13 protein-coding genes and 2 pseudogenes are annotated in these 17706 nt (G+C 46.7%); 14 read left to right on the top strand and 1 reads right to left on the bottom strand.

The window, feature by feature from the left end; translation table 11 throughout:
- Positions 1-17 precede the first annotated feature (17 nt).
- Complete coding sequence (locus ACESLK_RS19310) at positions 18-329, top strand: ArsR/SmtB family transcription factor (protein ID WP_373231337.1); 312 nt, start codon at positions 18-20, stop codon at positions 327-329.
- A 100-nt stretch (positions 330-429) separates the two neighbouring features.
- Positions 430-1557, top strand: a complete 1128-nt coding sequence (locus tag ACESLK_RS19305; RefSeq protein WP_373231336.1) for an NADH:flavin oxidoreductase — start codon at positions 430-432, stop codon at positions 1555-1557.
- 41 nt (positions 1558-1598) lie between these two features.
- Here ACESLK_RS19305 and ACESLK_RS19300 read toward each other — a convergent pair whose 3' ends face one another.
- Positions 1599-2342: a GDSL-type esterase/lipase family protein gene (locus tag ACESLK_RS19300; RefSeq protein ID WP_373231335.1), complete on the bottom strand. Its 744-nt coding sequence runs from the start codon at positions 2340-2342 to the stop codon at positions 1599-1601.
- 293 nt (positions 2343-2635) lie between these two features.
- On the opposite strand from ACESLK_RS19300, the gene ACESLK_RS19295 reads away from it, so the two are divergent.
- The 12 genes and pseudogenes from ACESLK_RS19295 to ACESLK_RS19240 all read left to right on the top strand — a co-directional run bounded on the left by ACESLK_RS19295 (position 2636) and on the right by ACESLK_RS19240 (position 17681).
- Positions 2636-5797 carry an alpha-mannosidase gene (locus ACESLK_RS19295; protein ID WP_373231334.1) on the top strand — a complete coding sequence of 1054 codons (3162 nt, stop codon included), beginning with the start codon at positions 2636-2638 and terminating at the stop codon, positions 5795-5797.
- 169 nt (positions 5798-5966) lie between these two features.
- On the top strand, positions 5967-6863 hold the full coding sequence (locus ACESLK_RS19290) for a carbohydrate ABC transporter permease (protein ID WP_373231333.1): 897 nt from the start codon (positions 5967-5969) through the stop codon (positions 6861-6863).
- Positions 6864-6878: 15 nt separating this feature from the next.
- Positions 6879-7742 (top strand): carbohydrate ABC transporter permease, encoded by an 864-nt coding sequence (locus tag ACESLK_RS19285; protein ID WP_373231332.1) that lies wholly within the window; start codon positions 6879-6881, stop codon positions 7740-7742.
- A 148-nt stretch (positions 7743-7890) separates the two neighbouring features.
- Positions 7891-9243, top strand: a complete 1353-nt coding sequence (locus ACESLK_RS19280; RefSeq protein WP_373231331.1) for an ABC transporter substrate-binding protein — start codon at positions 7891-7893, stop codon at positions 9241-9243.
- A gap of 118 nt (positions 9244-9361) precedes the next feature.
- The gene (locus ACESLK_RS19275; RefSeq protein ID WP_373231330.1) at positions 9362-11113 is read left to right on the top strand and encodes a sensor histidine kinase; all 1752 of its coding nucleotides are present in this window, start codon (positions 9362-9364) and stop codon (positions 11111-11113) included.
- 25 nt (positions 11114-11138) lie between these two features.
- Positions 11139-12734, top strand: coding sequence for a response regulator (locus ACESLK_RS19270; protein ID WP_373231329.1), 1596 nt, complete (start codon positions 11139-11141; stop codon positions 12732-12734).
- 11 nt (positions 12735-12745) lie between these two features.
- The gene (locus tag ACESLK_RS19265; RefSeq protein WP_373231328.1) at positions 12746-13291 is read left to right on the top strand and encodes a GrpB family protein; all 546 of its coding nucleotides are present in this window, start codon (positions 12746-12748) and stop codon (positions 13289-13291) included.
- Positions 13292-13360: 69 nt separating this feature from the next.
- Positions 13361-13792, top strand: a complete 432-nt coding sequence (locus ACESLK_RS19260) for a GNAT family N-acetyltransferase (RefSeq protein ID WP_373231327.1) — start codon at positions 13361-13363, stop codon at positions 13790-13792.
- 282 nt (positions 13793-14074) lie between these two features.
- A pseudogene (locus tag ACESLK_RS19255) lies at positions 14075-14898 on the top strand (VanW family protein).
- A gap of 144 nt (positions 14899-15042) precedes the next feature.
- Positions 15043-15525: a ferric iron uptake transcriptional regulator gene (gene fur / locus ACESLK_RS19250; RefSeq protein ID WP_373231326.1), complete on the top strand. Its 483-nt coding sequence runs from the start codon at positions 15043-15045 to the stop codon at positions 15523-15525.
- Positions 15526-15684: 159 nt separating this feature from the next.
- Entirely contained in the window at positions 15685-16647 is a 963-nt protein-coding gene (locus ACESLK_RS19245; RefSeq protein ID WP_373231325.1) for a FecCD family ABC transporter permease, read from the top strand.
- Positions 16647-17681, top strand: a pseudogene (locus ACESLK_RS19240) (FecCD family ABC transporter permease). Before ACESLK_RS19245 ends, ACESLK_RS19240 begins: the two are co-directional and overlap by 1 nt.
- Positions 17682-17706: the final 25 nt, after the last annotated feature.

Raw genomic sequence — 17706 nt, 5'->3', positions numbered from 1 at the left:
ATAGATATACTCAGATTATGGATACTATAGCGATTATTAAAGCACTGTCCAATGAGACGCGATTCAAGATTATGGAGTGGCTGAAGGAGCCTGAAGTTCATTTCGGCCCCCAGAGTCATATGCCGAGCGATTGCGATTTTCAAGGTGGCATATGCGTAGGATCTATTGCGGAGAAAGCGGGGTTAGCGCAGTCGGTGATTTCCGGTTACTTGGTCAAGATGCAGAAGTCCGGTTTGTTGGAATCCAAGCGGCATTGCCAATGGACTTATTACCGTCGCGACGAGAAGGGCATTCAGCAATTTAAGGAGAGCATACGCGAAAGTCTTTAGACTTCATGTGCTTAATCCGATTTATCTTTGAATATGTATATCTATATTTATGTATATTAGGAAATATGTTTAGCTGAAATTACAAATTGGAGGTAATCCCTTGGAAAATCAAAATACGGTTCAGCAGGCTCATAAAGTTAAATCACTGTTTAATTCCTTTAAGCTCGGAAAGCTGACGTTGCCTAACCGGATCTTAATGGCTCCAATGACACGAAGCTTCTCCCCAGGTGGCGTACCAGGACCGGACGTTGCGGCTTATTACCGTCGTCGGGCAGAGAATGGAGTCGGTCTCATCGTTACTGAAGGGACTTTGATTAACCATCCAGCCGCAACGGGTGATCCGAATATTCCCAACTTCCACGGGGAGAAAGCTCTTGTAGGCTGGTCGCGAGTCGTTACCGCGGTGCATGAAGCGGGTGGACGGATTGTACCACAGCTGTGGCATGTCGGGATGACGCGCAAGAACGGATCTTATCCTAATCCTGAAGCACTCTCTATTGGTCCATCGGGACTTAATTTAGCAGGTGAACAAGTGAACGAACCGATGACATTTCAGGAGATTGATTCGATCGTTCAGGCTTTTGCTCAAGCTGCAGCAGATGCTCAACGGATTGGCTTCGACGGTATTGAACTGCACGGAGCACACGGTTATTTGATAGACCAATTCTTATGGGAAAGAACGAATCAACGTACCGACGAGTATGGCGGAGATCGGATTGCTCGTACGCGTTTTGCCGCCGAGATCGTCAAGGCTTGTCGTCTTGCGGTCGGGCCTGATTTCCCGATTATTCTGCGAATGTCCCAATGGAAATCGTCAGATTACAACGCGAAGTTAGCTGCAACTCCCGAGCAGCTTGCACAGATATTAGCGCCACTGGTGGAAGCAGGGGTTGATATTTTCCATTGCTCGACTCGCCGATTCTGGGAACCTGAATTCGAAGGCTCTCAACTCAACTTTGCAGGTTGGGTGAAGAAACTGACGGGCAAACCGACGATTACCGTTGGCTCGGTGGGTCTGGATGCTGAATTTCTGGGTGCTTTTAGAGGTAAGAATGCTGAAACCGCCGATATTGATGATCTGCTTGTTAGACTGGAGCAAGAGGAATTCGACCTTGTTGCCATTGGCCGAGCATTGCTGGTTGATCCTGAATGGGCAGCCAAAATTCGTGAGGGACGAACGGATGAGCTAATTCCTTTTAATGCGGAAGCTTTGCGGAAGTTATATTAATTATTAAAAAACCCGCGCATGCGGGTTTTTTGGTGTTGGCGTTAAATGGAAATTCCTTTTGTCGACAAAGTTTTGTGCAATACTTCCGCCATTATGTTGTAGCCGAGCACATTCGGATGAAGGGAGTCGTCCGACAATTCAGGCCGTAGGGTTATTCTGTCCGGTCCCACAAGATAGGCATGATAATCGACAAAGATAACTCTTTCTCCATCTGTCATTTGTTTAAGAGCCCTATTTGAATAGGCAAGAAGTTCATTACGAACACCCGTGCTGCTATTGGGACAACGAATCAACGGTTCAAAGTGAAAGCAAGGAATATCAGTGCCGGTAGGCAAATTCGAACCGACAATAGGCATAATGCCGCTGCTCTTGGATAACTGAACCATTGTCGTAATGTTGCTTATAATTTCATGATTGATTTGTTCAGGTGTTCTTCGTTCTCGCGGATCTACTGCGTCAAGTCTCCAAGTATTGTTCGTTCCCCCTAAAATGTGAACATATTTCGGCTTTAATTGAATAACATCAGCCGGGAAACGTCGAAGCATAATGGGTGTTATATCTCCAGAAATTCCACGGTTGATAAAGTATTTGCTAGATGAGCCGAAATAGACTTGCAAGTCCCAAAATTGTGTAATAGATTCCCCGATGAAATCAAAATCAACATCTATATGGTGAAATAGGATTTGTTCGTTGTAACCGTCAAAAGCGGATCGCAAATCGTCAGCGGCGGCAATGAATGAAAAAGTACCCGGCTGGATGATCGGTACTCGTTGTCTTACGGACAAATATATTCCCTTCTTTCTATATTAGCGTTTCAAATTATTTGTATAAGGAGCTCCTGCATAAAAGAACATGATAAATTTAAAAATTCCCATGGGCTTCGCGACATTGGGACAAATAGGCGAAAAAAGGAAATGAAAGGTGGACGAGTAGACATTTTGATACCAATAGATTAATTATTGTGAGAAAAATGATTTTACCCCTTCTGCATAATCAGATTGCCTATCCCGGGAGAAAGTGCTCATCCTTTATAATAATCGTTATTGGATAGCATCAAAGGATAGGAGGGAGAAGCGGCATGTTTTGGACGATTGAAAAACTGCAAGCGCGCATTCATGAGTTGGAGCCGTACCGTTATCGCGATGAGCGGTCGATAGATAGATTTCGAATCAAACAGGATGAGAGCGGTAACATTGGAGAGTATCCATCGGATGAAGGTGAGTGGCGTGATATTCGAATAGGAGACCGTTGGCAAGGCCGCGATGTTTACTACTGGCTGGCTGCGGATGTGTCTATTCCCGCTGAGTGGGAGGGAAGAAAGGTTCTCGGTCGGTTTCGGCTGGGACAAACCGGTGAAGGAACGAACAGCGGATTCGAATCGCTTTTGTTCTTGAACGGAGAGCCGTATCAAGGAGTAGATTCTAATCATGAGGAAGTATTTTTACCCGAGGCAGTGATCGGTCATACGGCGCAGTTTCGCTTTCGCTTGTGGTCCGGGTTGGGGGGCTATCAGAGCAGCCGTGAAATGGAAAACCGACTGGAGTTGGCTTCCCTATGCTGGCTGGATGAAGCAGCCGACGATTTGTATTTCACATCCAAAGCGCTGCTTGAAACGGTCCGGTTACTCGATGAAAATCGTCCGGAGCGGCAACCGTTGTTGCAGGCGCTGGACCAAGCCTTCCTGTTGCTCGATTGGTCGAGGCCGGGGAGCGGCGTTTTTTATAGCTCGGTTGAAGAGGCGCGCGAGCAGCTCCGGCAGGCTTTAACATCGATGCCCAAGCTGCATCCGGTTGTGGTGCAGTGTATCGGACACACGCATATCGACGTCGCTTGGCTGTGGCAGTTGAAACATACGAGAGAAAAAGCGGCGAGATCGTTTTCTACGGTGCTGCGTTTGATGGAGCTGTACCCGGAGTATATCTTTTTGCAAACACAGCCGCAGTTGTATGAATATATAAAGACTGATTATCCGGACATATACGAGCAAGCAAAGGAACGCATTAGGGAAGGCCGCTGGGAAGCGGGGGGCGCTATGTGGCTGGAGGCGGATTGCAATCTAGTCTCTGGTGAATCGTTGGTGCGGCAGCTGCTGTACGGAACCCGATTTTTCCGAGAGGAATTCGGCGTTGAATGCAAATATTTGTGGCTGCCGGACGTATTCGGATACAGCTGGGCTTTGCCGCAAATTTTGCGTAAATCGGGCATTGAAACGTTTATGACGACAAAAATCAGCTGGAATCAATATAACCGGATACCTCATGACACGTTTAAGTGGCGGGGCATTGACGGGACGGAAGTGTTGACCCATTTCATTACGACGCCGGATCCCGGTTCGAGCGAAGGGGCCTTCTATTATACATATAACGGGAAAGTGACACCGACATCGGTGCAGGGGATATGGGAAGGCTACCGCGATAAAGCGCTTAATTCGTCTTTGCTGCTTGCTTACGGCTTCGGCGACGGCGGCGGAGGCGTGAATCGCGAAATGCTGGAGATGCGGCGCAGGCTGGACGAAATCCCGGGTATTCCCTGGGTGAAGACTGGGCGTGCCGACGAGTATTTTAACGACTTGCAGGATCGCGTTAGCAACACTAATTCCTACGTGCACACTTGGGACGGAGAGCTGTATTTGGAGCTGCATCGGGGTACTTATACGAGTCAAGCTCACAACAAAAGGATGAACCGCAAGCTGGAGCTGCTGTACCGTGAAACGGAGTGGATGCAGGCCATGAGCTGCGTCCTGAATACCAAAGGTGGCGTGGCGGAAAAAGAAGCTTCACTTGCTCTCTACGAAGGCTGGAAAATTATTTTGCGCAATCAGTTTCACGATATTATACCCGGTTCTTCGATTCGAGAAGTGTACGAGGACAGTCGGGTGGAATACGAAGAGGCGCTTGCCATCGGCCAAAAAGCTTGGAATCAGTCCGCTTCGTTATTGACAGCCAGCGGGGAAAACGGGCGAGAAATGACCGTATTCAACAGCGCGCCGTGGGAGCGTACGGATCTTGTTTGCATTCCCAAAGAGGAAGCGGAGGAAGGCGAATTTCAGTGGTTGGATGCTTCGGACCACCCGCTGGAGTCACAGATTGTGGGCGGAAGCTGGTGGATCAAGGTGGAGATGATTGCCTCGATGGGATACGCTGTAATACGTCCCAAGAACCTGGGTGAAAATCGATCACACGCGATAGCAAATAATAAATTCATACCGTTAGATCAAGGTTTAATGACGCCTTATTATGAAATAGAGTGGAATGCCGATGGTCAGATTGTCCGGCTATATGATCGCATTGAGCATCGGGAGATACTCGCCGAGGGCGAAACAGGCAACCGGCTCGAAGTATTCGAAGATAAGCCGAAAGGCCGGCACGAGGCTTGGGATATTGACATTTTTTATACAGAAAAAATGCAGGAAGTGAAGCATCTAACCCGGATTAAGGTGATGGAGAGCGGTTTATTGGCTGCGGTTGTCCGGTTCGAGTGGTCCTACATGGATTCTACCTTAGTTCAGGACATGGTGCTCTATGCGTACAGCCGCAGAATCGATTTCCGGACTCGAGTCCATTGGAACGAGCGACGTAAACTGTTGAAAGTTGCCTTTCCGCTGCGGATTCGGGCGACGGAGGCGACTTACGATATCCAATTCGGCAACGTGAAGCGTCCAACCCATTGGAATACGAGCTGGGACTATGCGCGATTTGAGACGGTGGGCCATCAGTGGGCCGACTTGTCCGAACGCGGATACGGTGTAAGCCTTATGAACGATTGCAAATACGGTTATGACGTCAAAGACCATGTGATGCGGCTCACTCTGATTAAGTCCGCTATGGTTCCTGACCCAACGGCAGATCAAGGAGAGCACGAATTTACGTATTCGCTGTTCCCTCATGCCGGCGATTGGTATGACGGTGAAACGGTTCAGTCCGCTTGGTCACTGAACAATCCCCTTACGCTTAAGTCCGGCAAGCCTGCCGAAACCTCGTTCAGCTTATTCCGTCTTTCCTGCGATCATGTCATGATCGATGCGGTAAAAAGAGCGGAGGATCATGATGCGATCATTATACGAATTCACGAGTTTGCAGGCATCCGCGGACAAACGGACATCATAAGCGGCGCTTCGATCGGGTTCTGGCAGGAGTGCGACCTTCTTGAACGGCCTGTTGGCGAAAGGCAGTACGAATCTCTGATTCGTGTTCCCGTGAAGCCTTACGAGATTAAAACATTTATTGTCCATTTTAATTAAGATTGCTCTCCCTAATACAGAAGTGAAAGAGCCGCAGAAATCTTTGCGGCTTTTTCCTATTTCTTAAATCAGTTGATTAGTCCTATGGTTACAGTTGAATAGCCGCTCCCGCACCTTACTGCGGTTGTACTATGCTTGATATACAACAACTTTAAGGAGCTGGTGCCCGATGCGTAAAAGGGTTTCATCTTTCAATTCCTATGTATTCATTTTTCCCAGTCTGTTTTTGACTTTGGCTTTAGGCATATATCCGATCGTGTGGGCGCTTCGCTATATGTTCTATGATTACCAGGGATTCGGCCAGGAGAAATTTACCGGACTCGACAACTTTGCTAGGTTGCTGCGCGACCAAGAGTTTTGGCAATCTGTTTATAACACGTTTATTTACGCGAGCGGGAAAATTATCATCGTCCTGCCGATTTCACTAATTCTTGCAGTGATTTTAAACCGCGGGCTGAAAGGGAAGGTTCTGTTGCGCGCCGTTTATTTCATGCCAACCATTATCAGCGCATCTGTTATGTCGATCGTGTTTTTCACCATTTTTAATTCCTATAACGGATTGCTCAATCAATTCCTGATCAAGTATGGTTTGATCTCTAAAGCTGTAGATTGGCTGGGACCGAATTACGCGATGCTGACTGTGATCATTACGGCGATCTGGGGCGCGATCGGCAACTATATGCTGCTTTTCATTGCCGGGCTGCAGGGTATTCCCGATGATTTGTACGAAAGCGCATCTATCGATGGAGCGAATGCCGCGCAAAAATTTTGGAGCATTACGATACCCATGCTTGGCACTGTTCTGCAAATGATCATTATGCTCGCCATCATCACCGCACTGAAAGGCTACGAAAGCATTATGGTTCTAACCGAGGGCGGACCGTTCGGAAAAACCGATGTTATGTACCTTTACGTGTACAAACTGTTTTTCCCGGTTTCCGCTTCCACTTCGTCCGTACAGCAAATCGGCTACGGGAGTGCAGCCGGGTTCGTAACCGCATTAATTGTTGGTTTGGTTACACTCGCGTATTTCTATTTGTCCAAACGACTGAATCGGGATCAATAAAAGGGGGGCTGAACGATGCATGCAATTACGAAATCCGGCGCATTATGGAGCGGACTTATAACTGGACGATTAATAAAATGGATATTCTTGTTGACCATCGCCGCATTTACGATATTTCCAATTGTTATGGCGATATTAGGCTCATTTAAAACGAATGCGGAGCTGACGACGGGAGCAACGCTGCTGCCTTCGGTCTGGAAATTTTCCAATTACGCGACGGCCTGGAAGCAGGCGAATTTTGCGCAGTTTACATGGAACAGTCTCTTTCTCAGTGTCGTTGTTACGATAGGTACGCTGCTTATCGCTTCGATGTCCGCATATGCTGTCGATCGCACAAGCTTCCACGGCAAACGTCTTTATATCACGCTGCAGGCCAGTACGATGTTCATTTCGATCGGCGCGGTCGTGCTTAGACCGCAGTTCGATCTCATGGTCAAGCTTGGACTGAACAAGTCTTTGTGGGGGGTCATTCTTATTTTGATCAGTGCCCATGCTGCGGTTTATTTTATGTTGATCGGGTTTTTCAAGGCAATTCCTAAAGATCTGGACGAGGCTGCATACATCGACGGCTGTAATTTCTATACGGTTTATTGGCGGATTATTCTTCCTCTGCTCAGTCCTGCCCTTGGCGTAACCGCCTTATTCACGTTTCGAGGCGCATGGAATGAATACATCTTGCCGTTGGTTTTCACCATGACGAATCCGAAGCTGCAAACGCTGACGGTAGGTCTGGCGAATTTACGTTACGGGATCGGCGCCGCTGCAGAATCGCACCTTATGATGGCCGGGGCGTGTCTTTCTTTCCTGCCTATTCTGGTGGTTTACTTCTTAGCTAACAAGTCGTTTATTCAAGTGACCGCAGGGAGCGTAAAAGGGTAACAGGTATGGCGACTCGGTCAGGAAAGTGATTTTTCCCCCTATCGAAAGTTGATTTGTCCTTCACTGTTCCATGAGATGAGGAATTATGATGAAAGCAGTTACACGATTAGCCATTCTTAAGGTAAACTAAACAAGGAGGGTTTAATGCATGAAGAAAAAAATGTTGTTAAGCACACTGGTTGGCGTAATGATGGTCGCAGTACTTGCGGCTTGCGGAAGCGGTGAACAAACCGAACAGCCGAAGAGTACAGCTAGTGCCACAACTGCTCCTTCCGCTGTTGCTTCCACTACTGAGGGAGAAGCAAAGACAAAGCTGACTTATTGGACTGTTGACCGTCATGACGCCGATTATATGAAGGAAGTCATCATGAAGTTCAACGAATCGAACAAGGACAACATTGAAATTGAAATGACTGTTCTTGCCGATAACTTTAATCAGTCCATCGATATCGCCTTCGCGAGCAATCAGGCACCCGACATTTTGCGGACGACCGATTTTCTAGGCTTCGTGAAGAAAGATTATTTGTTGCCGATCAATGACCTAATGACCGATGAGATGAAGCAACGGTACGGCAATTTACAGGTGGAAGAGCTAAATACGGTGGACGGACAAATATATTCGCTGCCGCATACAGGGCAATATTGGAGATTGATCTATAACGTCGATCTCTTCCAGAAGGCCGGAATCAAAGAACCGCCGAAAACGATTGAGGAATTGGTTGAGTATGCCAAAAAAATTACGGAAGCCGGTAAAGATATATCGCTCAGCGGAACTTCCGTGGTGGACGGCTACAATTACAAGACGGGACAGTTCGATTTCTCCGTATACAAGCCGATCGTTGAGGGTCTTCGTCAGATGAAGCAGGATGGCAGTATGCTGCCTGGCATCGAGTCGCTCGACATCGACCCGCTTCGTGCGCAGTTCGCGGCCGGGAAAATCGGAATGTACTTAAACCATTCCGGCGAGCCGGGGGTATACCAAAGCCAATTCCCGACTGAAGTGAATTGGAGCGCAGCGCTGCCGCCGACTATTGACGGCAGTCAGCAAGGAACTGTTGCGGTTATAGCAGGAAACCATATCGGCATCAGTAAAAACACAAAAAATAAAGACAAAGCTTGGAAGTTCTTGGAGTATATCTATAATCTGGAGTTCCAGAAGGAATACCATGAAAAAGGCTTTGGGATCTCTATCGTGCCGGATGTCAACGCCGTCGCGAGTAAGCCGACCATCCCGGGGATCGAAGGCTTCCTTCCAAGCAAATTCGATGCGCTGTACGCACCTACTCCGATTTCCGTCACAGAAGCGAAGGTGGAAGGAATGAAGACAGGTAACGTTATCCTCAAGTACATGATGGAAGGCGGGGATGCGGACAAAATACTGAATGATTTGACAGCCCGTTACAATGCGGCTCTCGAGAAAGCACGTACAGCAGGTGATACGAAGACCAAAGCAAATTCGGACTTCGATCCGAATAAGCTGCAAGGCAGCCTAGCAAAGTAAACATTTAAATAGGGTAGGGGCGCGCAGCCGTAAGCAGCGCGTCTCTTCTCATTTGATGCTTCAGGCCTCTATTCCCGGAATTTTATTACTTAACTACTTAGGAAGGCGGGGGGTCAGCTTGAAAAAATGGTATTACCGGCTTTCACTCCGCCGTCGGCTTTGGATTTCGTTTCTCATCTTAACCGTTCTCTCGATCGCGCTTACGGGCACGATGTCGTATTGGATTGCCTTCCGATCGACGGAAAAGGAGGCGTTCATATCCAGTCAGAATACGCTGAATAAATCCGTACGCGTGCTTGACGAAAAGTTTCGACACATCATCGTGACGACTTCCTCGATGATGCTTAGCGATCCTTTCAAGTTGGCTATGGGAGAGGTGTACTCGAATCATGATGCAGGATCCTATACATGGCTGTCATCTATGCAAACACCTCTGGGACAAATGAAAATAATTGAACCCTCTATACAATCTGTGTTAATCGATACGCCTTTAGGCGAACTGTATGCTACCAACGATCTACGTATCAGCCAGGTTGGTCTCAAGGATACGATCTTTGCTCGATATTTGGATGACCCCAAGCGTGTCATATGGTTGGAAGATCATGTGGATCCTCTCTTTCTGGGGAATCAACGGGTGATTTCCATGATCATGAAGCCAATCTGGGAAGTAAGCGTTAAGGACGTTTATGTGGTAGTCAATGTAAAGGAAGATGCAATCCGCCAAGCCATTACGGACGACCTTCTCGATCATACCGTTCATTATTTTTTAATTTCCCGCAGCGGTGAAGCCGTTCTTCCACTAAGCCTTCAGATGTCCTCTTTTCAACGCGATCCCGAATTCCTGAAGTTGCTGCAAAGCCAAGACAGTGGATTCTTTAAGTACGACATGGATGGGAAACCTTATTTGGTTAATTACTCTCGACTGACCATGGTGGATCATTGGACGTTAGTCAGCGTACAGACACAGTCAGATTTGCTAAGCGAGGTAAACCGTATCAAAACGACTACGCTTTGGATTATGCTGTGCTGTATCGTATTGGCCTTCATGCTGTCCAATGTTATCTCGAGTTTATTGCTTAAACCCTTGCACAAGCTGCAGGGATTGATGAAGAAGGTCGAGCAAAATAACCTCGAAGTACGTTTTACCAGCAAATATGAAGATGAGGTCACTCATGTCGGGCTAAAGTTTAATCGTATGCTGGAGGAAATTTCTGCTCTCATTAAAGACGTTAAGGACGCCGAGTATGATAAGCGGAAGATGGAAGTTAAAGCGCTGCAAGCGCAAATTGATCCGCATTTTTTGTACAATACATTAAATACGATTATTTGGAAGGCGGAATCGTCACAAAACCAGGATGTCACGGAGATGATCGTCTCGCTGTCGCTGCTGTTCCAGCTTGGTCTTAACGGCGGCAACGAAATGACGACGCTAGCTAAGGAAATCGACCATGTAAAGCAGTATTTAAATTTGCAGCAAAAATGTTACGAGGGTCTGTTCGAATATTCGATAGAAGTGGAGGATGAGTCTCTGCTGGAATGGCCGATTCTAAAAATCATCCTTCAGCCTTTAGTGGAAAACTCCATCCTGCATGGCTTTCAAGAAATAGAGGGAATGGGAATCATTCGGGTATCCATAACATGTTCCAATGATAACCTGCAGCTTCGTGTCGAGGACAACGGCACAGGTATGGACGTTCAAACAGTCGGAGCGGACATGCGGATGGAACATTCGTTGGATAAAAGCTACGCGCTTCGTAACGTTTATGGACGAATTCGGCTTTATTACGGCAGTAATGCGGATATTGATTTGTACAGCGTACCCTATGTATCCACTTCGGTGACACTAACTATACCATTATCGGGTGAGTGATGAAGCAATGGAGATCGAACTTAGGATGTGCGTAATCGATGATATCAAGACTGTGGTACATGGAATCTCCAATCAAATCGACTGGGATTCCTATGGCATACGCATCGTAGGTACAGCAAACAACGGGGAGAAAGGCTTTGAACTCATCCAGGAAACGGAGCCCCACATTGTCCTGACCGATATCCGGATGCCCAAAAAAAACGGGTTGGAGATGATGAAGCAGGTTGTGGAAAAGTTTCCCCGCATTAAGATTGTTTTTTTAAGCGGGTACACCGAATTTGAGTATGCGCAGGAAGCAGTTCAGCTTAGTGCATTCGATTATATAGTCAAACCGTTTACGCCGCAAAAAATTATCGATGTGGTTTTGAAAGCGAAAAAGGCTATTGAAGAAGAAATGGGGGAAACCCAGCGTTACAGTGAAATGGAAAGAAAGCTGAGGGAAAGCTTACCGTATTTGCGACAGGAATATTTTCAACTGCTGCTTCAGTTCCGAACGACTCCTGAACAAGCGGCCAAACGTTGGGACTTCTTGAACATCGGTCTGGAGCGGGAGCGTTTTGTTGTCATGCTGACTGAAATCGATCAGTTCCGCGAACAAACCGAGGCACTTCCCGTGCAGGAAGTGGAACTGATCAGGTTTACCGTGCAAAATATTTTGGAAGAAAGCTTGCGGAAGCACACAAGGGGATTTGTATTCCGTGATAACACGAATCGGTTCGTAGCCATATTCAATCCGCCAGCTTCCACAAGTGCTGAAACGATTTCGGAACAGTTCCGTGAGAATGTCGAAAAATATTCGCGGTACACGGTATCCGTGGGTCTCGGTGAAGAAGTGCAGGCAGTCCATCAAATTTCGCATTCGTATTCTCAGTCGCTCGCTGCCCTGTCCTATAATTTTTATACTGGCGGCAATACCGTGTACAGTTACCGCAACATGAGCCCGGTCCATCAGACTGCACCGCGCTACTCGCCGGAAAAGGAAAAAGAGCTTTTTTATTTCTTGCGGTCGGGGAACATGTATAAAGCATACGAGGTAATAGACGAACTTTTTGAGACAACAGTCACTTTACCTATGCCCCCAGCACCAGAGGTAGTCAAGGGGATCTATGATGAACTGGCCTTTCTGATAAACCGTGTATTCTCGGAAAAGCTGACTGGGGAAGAGATGGAAGGGATTAAACGCCATCTATTGTATAGTAAGAATCTTTCATCGCATAAGCTTAAGGAGCTTCAAGGTAACATCAAGGAACTGTGCCGAATGGGATGTGAGTTGATTCAGAAACGGCATGTGGAAGATACGAACCGAGTCGTGGAACAGGTTATTGAACATATCCGCCGCAACGTGGCCTCGAACATGACCGTTAATGATTATGCCAAGCTGGTATTTTTAAGCGGCAGTTATTTTGCTAATCTGTTCAAGAAAGTAACTGGCATGACCGTAGTCCAGTTTGTGACGACGGAACGGATGGAGCAGGCGAAGACCATGCTGGTTGAAGGCAAACAGGTTCAAGAGATTGCTCAAACGCTCGGATACGAGGATAGGCCCCATTTTAGCGAATTGTTCAAGAAACATACAAGCATGACGCCATCCGAATTCAAGCAGCAGTATATGAATCATTAAGGAGGATACAGATGAAGGAACCTGTCATTATTGAGACTTATAACGAAGAATGGCCTGCTTTGTTTGACCACCTGGGAACACAAATTAAAACCGAATTGAAATCTTCTGTTATTAGAGTTGATCATATCGGATCAACAGCTGTTCCAAGTTTGGCAGCAAAGCCAATTCTAGATATACAAATATCCATATTAGATCTTAACAAAATAGATTTTGTTAGGAATAGACTTGAAGGGATAGGATTTCAGTACAGGCAGGACAATCCTGATTTGACCAAGAGATATTTTAGAGAGACTGAAAATAATAGAAGAACCCACATACATATAAGAGAACATGGAAGCTGGTCTGAACAATTCAATTTGCTGTTCAGGGATTATTTAAGAAAACATGAGAATGAGAGAGACGAATATGCCAAGCTCAAGTATGACTTGGCAAAAAAGTATAGAGATCAAAGAGCAAAATATATAGAAGGAAAGACCAAAACCATTTGGAACATCATGTTAAAGGCAAATAAATGGAGTCAAGAAATCGGATGGAAGCCAAGTGGACCGGATTTTTAAGTAACGAATAAGACCACCTATCCGCATTGCGGTCGGACCTTGAGGAGACAATAAGTTTGGAGGCAGACAATGATTCACATCCGTGACTATCTATCATCAGATATAAATGAATTGGCTAGTTTAATGGGGGATTTAGGTTATCCTTCTTCCACTGAGGATATGAATAGAAGAATGAATTTGATTGAATCAAACCCTAATTATAAGACCTTTGTAGCTGTTTTAAGTGACAAAGTTGTAGGAATGATCGGTATTAATACCATTATGAATTATGAAAGTGATGACTCGGTAACCCACATTCTTGCTTTAGTAACCCTAACGGATTTTCAAGGTCAGGGAATTGGAAGGAGTTTAATGAACTTTGTTGAGGAATGGGCAATTTCTCATGGCTCTGGGACCCTATACCTTACAAGTGGAATTAAAGAAGAACGAAAACGAGCACATGAATTTTATAAACAACTAGGATATGAAATAACAGGATATAGATTTATTAAGAAGAAGTAAATGATTTCAGGGTAACACAACAGAAGATAGTAAATTCACCCAACACCGTTCACGCCTTGGGCCATTCGGTCCTCGGTCCGGATTGGAGTTAGAGAGAGATTTTAACGAATCCGCTCTCAAATGCTATGAAAGAACTGGGTTTACAAGAGAAGGTTTAATAAGGGATGCAAGGAGATATAAAGACACTTATTGGAATTTAATTGAAATGAGTATTTTAGAAGAAGAATGGAGAGGAAAGAACTGGTAATTCGAGAGAACACGAAAAGCAGGAGAAAAAAATTAATGAAACCCATAAAAAGATCAAGGATCCGATTAATAATCGGAAAATATTACTTTAGGTATAAGAGATATCTCGAATGGTTTTTCGGGGAAGTTAAATTTGCTAGAGAAAACCGGGACGGATACGCTCGCTTTTTCTGTTTACAAGCATCAGACTCCATTATTAAGACACTTGAAAGAAGTAGATATGTGGCTTCAAGTATAATAAAATTAAAAACTTGAAAGTTGCAACAAATAAAGTCAACGGAATAATAATCAATCCTGGTGAGACATTTTCATATTGGAGGCTTATTGGTAATCCAACACGTAGGAATGGATACGTTGATGGAATGGTATTGTTCTATGGAGGTTTTAGGACTGGTATTGGAGGTGGATTATGTCAATTATCAAATCTAATTTATTGGATGGCTTTACATACACCATTAAAAGTAACTGAACGACATCGTCATAGTTATGATGTTTTTCCAGATGCGAATCGAACACAACCCTTCGGCAGTGGAGCGACCTGTGCCTACAATTACCTGGATTTAAGAATATTTAATCCTACGGATCATCTCTATCAACTAAATGTTTATTTGACTTCCGATTTCTTGGTTGGGGAATGGAAGACTGTTAATGAACCTTCTTATATATATGAGGTCTATGAGAAAGACCATCGAATAACACAAGAATACTGGGGAGGTTATGAAAGACATAATAGTATTTACCGGAGGGTCTTTAGTCAGAACAAAGAACTTATAGCGGATGAATTTATAACCGAAAATCATGCATTGATGATGTACCAGCCATTTTTGGAATCGAGTATTAAACGGCAAGATAGTAATTAGGAACCGTTTCTAGGGGAGCTTTGCATCTATTGGCAAGCTGCGATACAATAGATTATAATCATTCTAAATAAGACCGTTTATATTCAATAGGTAAAACGAAGTCAGAAAGCGGGAGAATGCAGTTTACCAAGGGGAGGTGCGAGTATGAACAAGACCATAACGGAACAACTCGATAAAATCAATCGACAGTTGATGAGCAGAAGCTATAAACTAACGGCGCAGCGTGAAGCAACCGTTCGGGTTTTGCTGGAGAATGAAAACGATCATCTAAGCGCCGAGGATGTGTTCATGCTGGTTAAAGACAAATTTCCCGAAATCGGTCTCGCCACGGTATATCGGACTTTGGAGCTTCTGGCCGAGCTCCATATCGTTGAAAAAATGAACTTTGGCGATGGGGTGGCCCGGTACGACCTCCGAAGTGAAGATCATGCTCATATGCACCATCATTTGATTTGCACGACGTGTGGAAAACTGGCAGAGATCAAAGACGACTGGCTTCTTGAATTGGAGAAACGATTGGAACGTGAGTACGGGTTTACGGTAGCGGATCACCGTCTCGACTTTACAGGCGTGTATCATGCCTGCAAAAGCAACGAATGTCAAAGAGCACGCAAAGCGGTTTCCTGATCACTCGCCTCAAGGGAAAGCAACTTCTCGGCACGATTGAGAAGTTGCTTTTTATTTGTATTATTTAAGAGCGACGACGCTCTCAGTTGTTCATGGTTATGATTATCATCATCTGATATAACGATAATCATTTTCACATACATTAAAAGGAGAACAGATATGCCGGCATTCACAGACTCGACGAATACTTCGGTTCATTCGCGGGCACCCAAACTTCGGTCGCGGCCGCTCGCCGCGTCCTTCATTTTGTTCGGAGGAATTTTCGCTTTAATTATCAGTATTGCACTTTCCGTTTCCTTCGGCGCTGCGGAGATTGCGTTTGTAACGGTTTGGGAGGCAGTATTCCGCTTCAATCCGGATTTGACAACCCACCAGATTATTCAGGAGCTGCGTCTTCCCCGCGTGCTAGGCGGAGCGATGGTCGGTGCGAGTTTTGCCGTTGCCGGGGCGCTGATGCAGGGAATGACCCGCAACCCGATGGCGGATTCCGGACTGCTCGGTCTCAATGCCGGGGCGGGACTTGTATTCGGTATCAGCTCCCTTGCGAAAGGAGGGTTGACGCCGGTTCGACTCGTGCTGGCAGGTGCGGGGGTCAGTGCGCTGCTGGCGGCGCTCAGCGAAGGCATCGCTCTCTATTTCCGCATCGGTCAGGATTTAGCGTTTTGGTATGCCGGAGGTGTGGCTGGAACCAAATGGTTTCAGCTAAAAGTCATGTTTCCATGGGTCGGTGGCGCCATCATCGCCGCGATGATGTTATCCCGATCCATTACAGTGCTCAGCCTCGGGGAGGAGATTGCGGCTGGACTCGGTCAACGTACGCGGTTAATCAAGCTGGCAGGAACGGTCATTGTTCTCATTCTGGCCGGATCAGCTGTTGCTGTTGTCGGTACGGTCGGTTTTGTCGGTCTGATCATTCCCCATCTGACACGATTTCTGGTCGGGGTTGACTACCGTTGGATCATTCCTTGCTCTGCCGTGCTTGGAAGTTTGCTCGTTGTGTTCGCCGATCTCGGGGCAAGAATGATCAATCCGCCTTTTGAAACGCCGATCGGGGCGCTGATCGCCTTGATTGGGGTGCCATTCTTCCTCTATCTGGCGCGCAAAGAGAGGAGGGAATTGTAATGGCAACGGCACAACTCATATCCGACCACCGCCGCAGAAGGAACAAGGGCATCGCAGTGATGATCGTGATCGGAATCCTGATTATACTTGCTTTTATCGTCAGCATGAATATCGGTTACATACCCCTGTCGCCGCTTGAGGTGATGAAGACATTGTTCGGTATGGGAACAGATAAACAGTCTCTTATTCTGTTCGATTTCCGGCTTCCTCGTATTGTAATCTCAGTTCTGGTCGGCGCCGGACTCTCCGTATCGGGCTGCATCCTGCAAGGGGTTTCCCGCAATGCTCTGGCCGATCCGGGCATTTTGGGCATTAATGCCGGAGCCGGGTTGATGGTCATATTGTTTATCTCTTTTTACCCGACAACAACGGCGGCGCCGGTTTTTTTGCTTCCGGTGCTCGCCCTGATCGGTGCGGGACTGACCGCTTTGCTGATCTATATGCTTGCTTATAAACGCCATGAAGGAATTTCGCCATGAGGCTGATCCTTACCGGGATCGCAGTGGCTGCGGGTATCAGCGCGGCGATGATCGTGTTGACGCTGCGCCTCGATCCGGACAAGTATCAGTTTGTGGCCTCGTGGCTGGCGGGAAGCATCTGGGGCACAAACTGGAAGTTTGTGCTCGCGCTCCTGCCTTGGGTTGCCGTGCTTCTTCCATTTGTCTTCTACAAGGCGCGCGTCATGAATTATGTTGAACCTTGGCGAACAGACGGCTACGGGACTTGGCGCGCCGGTAGAGAAGGAGCGTCTCATACTGCTAGCTGCGGCGGTCGGTCTCGCCGGATCTTCCGTGGCGGTAAGCGGAGGCATCGGTTTCGTTGGTCTGATCGGTCCGCATCTGGCGAGACGGCTCGTCGGTCCGAAGCATCAACTGCTGCTGCCGGCATCGGCTCTGGTTGGCGGACTGTTGATGATCTTAGCCGATACGATTGGCCGCTGGATTCTTCAGCCTTCGGAAATTCCGACCGGCATTGTGGTCGCCGTCATCGGCGCGCCGTATTTTCTGTATTTGTTGGCCAAATCGAGATCTTGACGATAAAGAAGGGGGACCAGAACGA

This window comes from Cohnella sp. (assembly GCF_041640265.1).
Lineage (GTDB): Bacteria > Bacillota > Bacilli > Paenibacillales > Paenibacillaceae > Cohnella.
This window is presented reverse-complemented; position numbering and strand designations above follow the sequence as displayed.

Excerpts from the sequence above, each read along its gene's own strand:
- ACESLK_RS19310 (WP_373231337.1), top strand. The coding sequence starts at position 18 with ATGGATACTATAGCGATTATTAAAGCACTGTCCAATGAGACGCGATTC.
- ACESLK_RS19295 (WP_373231334.1), top strand. The coding sequence starts at position 2,636 with ATGTTTTGGACGATTGAAAAACTGCAAGCGCGCATTCATGAGTTGGAG.
- ACESLK_RS19290 (WP_373231333.1), top strand. The coding sequence starts at position 5,967 with ATGCGTAAAAGGGTTTCATCTTTCAATTCCTATGTATTCATTTTTCCC.
- ACESLK_RS19285 (WP_373231332.1), top strand. The coding sequence starts at position 6,879 with ATGCATGCAATTACGAAATCCGGCGCATTATGGAGCGGACTTATAACT.
- ACESLK_RS19280 (WP_373231331.1), top strand. The coding sequence starts at position 7,891 with ATGAAGAAAAAAATGTTGTTAAGCACACTGGTTGGCGTAATGATGGTC.
- ACESLK_RS19270 (WP_373231329.1), top strand. The coding sequence starts at position 11,139 with ATGTGCGTAATCGATGATATCAAGACTGTGGTACATGGAATCTCCAAT.
- ACESLK_RS19265 (WP_373231328.1), top strand. The coding sequence starts at position 12,746 with ATGAAGGAACCTGTCATTATTGAGACTTATAACGAAGAATGGCCTGCT.
- ACESLK_RS19260 (WP_373231327.1), top strand. The coding sequence starts at position 13,361 with ATGATTCACATCCGTGACTATCTATCATCAGATATAAATGAATTGGCT.
- fur (WP_373231326.1), top strand. The coding sequence starts at position 15,043 with ATGAACAAGACCATAACGGAACAACTCGATAAAATCAATCGACAGTTG.
- ACESLK_RS19245 (WP_373231325.1), top strand. The coding sequence starts at position 15,685 with ATGCCGGCATTCACAGACTCGACGAATACTTCGGTTCATTCGCGGGCA.